This is a genomic window from Kytococcus sp. HMSC28H12 (genome assembly GCF_001816045.1).
GTDB lineage: Bacteria > Actinomycetota > Actinomycetes > Actinomycetales > Dermatophilaceae > Kytococcus > Kytococcus schroeteri.
In genome coordinates, this window is the sequence record NZ_KV824513.1 from 1 (window position 1) to 4,414 (window position 4,414).

General features: G+C 71.4%; 3 protein-coding genes. All 3 read right to left on the reverse strand.

Annotated elements, in window-relative coordinates; translation table 11 throughout:
* A partial coding sequence (locus HMPREF3099_RS07415; RefSeq protein ID WP_070705396.1) for an ABC transporter permease subunit occupies positions 1 to 696 on the reverse strand: 696 nt, incomplete at its 3' end.
* Positions 697 to 700: 4 nt separating this feature from the next.
* Positions 701 to 2,347 (reverse strand): ABC transporter substrate-binding protein, encoded by a 1,647-nt coding sequence (locus tag HMPREF3099_RS07420; RefSeq protein WP_070705397.1) that lies wholly within the window; start codon positions 2,345 to 2,347, stop codon positions 701 to 703.
* 25 nt (positions 2,348 to 2,372) lie between these two features.
* Entirely contained in the window at positions 2,373 to 4,175 is a 1,803-nt protein-coding gene (locus HMPREF3099_RS07425) for a BCCT family transporter (protein ID WP_070705398.1), read from the reverse strand.
* Positions 4,176 to 4,414 lie beyond the last annotated feature (239 nt).

Genomic DNA, 4,414 nt, shown 5'->3' on the forward strand with positions numbered 1-4,414 from the left:
CGAGAGGCCGCGCGCCCGGGCGCCGCGCACCGCATCGGAGGCGGCGGTCTCGACCACCGACTCCCGGGCGGCCAGCAGCAGCCACGGCACCTGGCTGAGCGCCAGCACCGTCACCGGCAGCACCGCGTGGCGCACCAGGCCCGATGCGGTGACGGCCTCGCCGGGGCGCCCCATGCCACCGGTGGGCAGCAGCCCCCAGGTGACCGAGAGCAGCAGCACACCCACCAGGGCCAGCACGTAGGGCGGCAGGGCCTGCAGCACCATCGCCACCCCGGCCACGGTGCGCGCCCACCAGGAGCGCGGACGCAGCCCGGCGGCCACGCCGCCCACCAGCCCCAGCAGCAGGGCCAGCAGCAGGGCGGGCACGGTGAGCAGCACCGTCCAGCCCACGCGCTGCGCGAGCACCTCGGCCACCGGCTGGCGGAAGACGTGCGAGAACCCCAGGTCGCCCTGCAGCAGGTCGCCGAGCCACCACCACCAGGCCTGCCACCACGGGGCGTCCATGCCCGAGGCGTGCCCGATCTGGGCGCGCTGCTCGGGGGTGAGGCGCTGGTAGCGGTCGCCCAGCATCGCCTCCAGCGGGTCCAGGGGGCTCGCCGCGGCGAGGGCGAACACGGCCAGCGAGACCAGCACCACCACGGGCACCGACCACGCCAGGCGCCGCACCGTCATCCGGCCGATGCGGGAGAGCGTCACCGCCTCACGTCCACTGGCCGACGTTCCACCACGGGCCCCACGAGACGCCGTGGGCGTGCGGCTCCACCACGAGGTTGCCGGTGTCGTAGCCGCGCGGGTCGTGCACGTAGGTGTGCTCGAGGAACATGAAGTAGACGCCGTTGGGGTCCTCGAAGGTCTTCTTCTGCACGTCCCGGTAGAGGCGGTTGCGCTCGGTCTCGTCGGTGGCGCGGCGGGCCTTCTCCAGCAGGGCGTCCAGCTCGTCGCTGCCCTGGCCACCGGGGTTGTAGAAGAACGCGGCGCCCTTCATGGGGGTGTGCAGCTGCCCGAACACCTGGCTGTCGATGCTGTACGGCTTGTCGCCGCCACCCAGCAGGATGCCGATCTCGCGGTAGACCGGCTCGATCTCGTCCCAGGTCATGCCCTTGGGCGTCACCTCGACGCCCACCTTCTTGAGGTCCTCGGCGAAGGCCACCGCCAGGTCGCGGCGCACGGAGTCCTTGGGGTCGTAGGCCAGGGTGAACCCGGCCCGCTCGCCGTCCTTGGTGCGGATGCCGTCCTCGCCGGGGGCCCACCCGGCCTCCTCCAGCACCTGCTTGGCCTTCTCGGGGTCGTGCTCGTAGGCGAGGTCCTCGTAGGCGTCGCCGTACACCGCCGAGACGGGGGTGGCGGCCGGCGTGCCCCGGCCGCCGAGCACGGCATCGATCATGGCCTGCCGGTCCACGGCCAGGTTCAACGCCACCCGCAGCTCCGGGGTGGCGGCGACGGCGGCCTTCTCGGGGAAGCTCACGCCGCGCCAGTCAGCCGTCTTGGCCACGGCCAGCTGCAGGTGGTCGGCGGCGTCGGCGGTGGCCTGCGCCAGCTTGGGCGGCAGCACGGTGCCGTCCACCTCGCCGGCGCGCACCTGCTGGGCGCGGGTGCCCTCGTCCAGCACGGTGGTGATGGTCAGGCGCGGCACGGCCGACGGTTCGCCCCAGTAGTCCTCGAAGCGCTCGAGCGTGGCCTCGTGGGGCTTGAGCGAGACCAGGCGCAGCGGCCCGGTGCCCACGGGTTCCCGGTTGAGCGGGGACTCGGTGGCCGGCCCGCCGGTGAACTTGGCCTTCGGCGCGATGCCGAGCAGCATCCGGCTGGGGAAGTCCACGTAGGGGTACTCCAGGTGGAAGACCACCTCGTCGCCCTCGGCCTCCACCGTCCTCACCATGTCGTAGGCCCACGCGGCCTCGCTGCCGGACTCGGGGTCCAGGAGCGCCCGGTAGGTGGCCACCACGTCCTCGGCGGTGAGCTCGCTGCCGTCGTGGAAGCGCACCCCCTGGCGCACCGGCACGCGCCAGGTGCGCTGGTCCTTGCTCACGGTGGGCTCCTCGGCGGCCAGCGCGGGCTCCATGGTCGGCAGGGCCTCGGGGTCGTCGCTGCGCAGGCGCAGCAGGCCCTCGTAGAGCGCGGTGCCGCCCTGCTCGCCGTGGCCGGAGATGGGGTTGAAGGCGCCCAGCTCCTCGGTGCCGGCCACCACCAGGGCGGGGTGGTCGCCCTCGCCCCCGCCGCTGCCCGACGGGGCGCCGGACGTGCCACCGCCCCCGCCGGGGGTGGAGAGTCCACACCCGGCGAGGGCGGTGGCGGCGGCTGCCGCGGAGGCGGTCAGGACGGAGCGGCGGGAGACGGGGCGCGAAGTCACCCGCGCACCATATCTGAGCAGGCGATCAGATGCGGTGCGCGCCCTCCACCTGCTGGTCCTCGGTGGTGAACGCCTCGTTGCCGTCGGCGTCGCGCAGGTCGGTGGCCACGTAGGCCGCCGTTTCCGGCGCGGCGATGGTGGAACCGTCCTCGGTGGTGTAGTGCGGGTCGTGCTCCACCTCGGTGGTGTCCCACGCCTCCTCGTCACCCTCCTGGCGGCGTCGCTCGGCCTCCTCGGGCGGGAGCACCTTGCGCCACCGCTTGGTGGCCAGCGGCAGCAGTTCGCCGGCGTCCTCGCGCATGGCGCGGTTCAGGGCCCACATCATGAGGTAGCCCATGACGAAGAAGGGCAGGCCCACGATGGTGATGATGTCCTGCAGGGCCGCGATGACGTCGCTGTCGGGATCGGGGTTGTAGGTCAGCAGCACCACGGCCACCACACCGGTGGCGACGGCCCACAGGGCGCGCTGGAGGACCGGGGAGCGGTCGTCCTCGTCGTGGCCGCGGGCCATGTAGTCCATGACCAGCGAGGCCGAGTCCATCGAGGTGACGAAGAACAGCACCACGATGACGACCGCGAGGACCGAGACCACCGAGGCCAGCGGGAAGTGGTCGAGGAACTCGAACAGCGCCACCTCGGGGCCCTGCTCCAGGACCGAGGTGACCAGCTTGCCACCGTCCTTGCCGCCGATGATGTCGAAGCTGGCGAACCCGAAGATGCCGAACCAGACGACCGAGAAGGTCACCGGGGCGGCCAGCACGCCGAAGACGAACTCGCGGATGGTGCGGCCGCGGGAGATGCGGGCGATGAAGATGCCCACGAAGGGCGACCACGTGATGGTCCACGCCCAGTAGAAGATCGTCCAGCTCTGCTGCCAGCCCGGGTTGTCGCCGAAGGCGTCGTTCCAGAAGGCCAGGTAGGGCAGGCGCTGCGCGTACAGGCCCACCGACTCGACGGCGCCCTTGAGCAGGTAGAGGGTGGGTCCGCTGATCACGATGAAGACCATCAGCAGGACGGCGGCGAGGATGTTGGCGTTGGAGAGCATCTTGATGCCCTTGTCGAGGCCCGCCATGACGGAGGCCAGGGCCATCAGGGTGACTCCGCCGATGATGAGCGCGATGCTCAGGGCGCTCTGGTCGATGCCGAACACCCGTGCCAGGCCGGCGTTGATCTGCAGCGTGCCCAGGGCGATTGTCAGGGCGACGCCGAACAGGGTGCCCACGATCGAGACGATGTCGATGGCCTTGCCGACCGGGCCGTGGATGCCCTTGTCACCCAGCAGCGGGTGGAACAACGAGGAAACCCGCGGCGGCAGGTTGCGCTGGTACATGAAGTACGCGAACGCCAGCGAGGGCAGCGTGAAGATCGTCCACGTGTGCAGCCCGAAGTGGTAGAGGGTGAAGCTGATGGCCTCCCGGGCGGCGTCGTCGGACTGGGGCTTGACGTCGGCCATCGGGGGGTTGGCGAAGTGGTTCACCGGCTCGGCGACGCCCCAGAACATGAGGATCGACCCGATGCCGGCGGCGAAGAGCATGCTGAACCACACGAGGAACTTGTGCTCGGGCGGTTCGTCCCGCGGGCTCAGGCGGATGCGGCCGAAGCGGCTGAGCGCCGTCACGACGAGGTAGATGAGGAAGACCGTCACGCCCAGGATGTAGAACCACCCCAGGTTCTCGATGATCCAGTCGGCGCCCGTGGCAAAGGTCGACGCCATGGTCGTGGGGAAGGCGAGGGTCAGGATGATGAAGGCTGCGGTGAGCGCGATCGACCCGAAGAAGATGACGGGTGACGTCCGCAGGCCCAGCTTGTCGTGGAGTGACTGCAACATGGGGGTTCCTGGGTCGGGGGTGTGTGCGCTCGCGGACTCCCTCCCGACGCCCGTCCGGGCGCCCCGGGCCGGGGGCCCGCGACCGGTCGATCGGACCCACCATAACGTCGTGACGCGCGAGGGCAAGCTCTCCCGGCCGCTCGGTGATGGGTTCCCCGGGCGCCGCCGGGCGAGACGGGTGTCGCCCCGGCGGCCCACGCGCCGAGGGGCCATGAAGGGTCACCTCGACAGTCGAGGTG

Excerpts from the sequence above, each read along its gene's own strand:
- HMPREF3099_RS07425 (WP_070705398.1), bottom strand. The coding sequence starts at position 4,175 with ATGTTGCAGTCACTCCACGACAAGCTGGGCCTGCGGACGTCACCCGTC.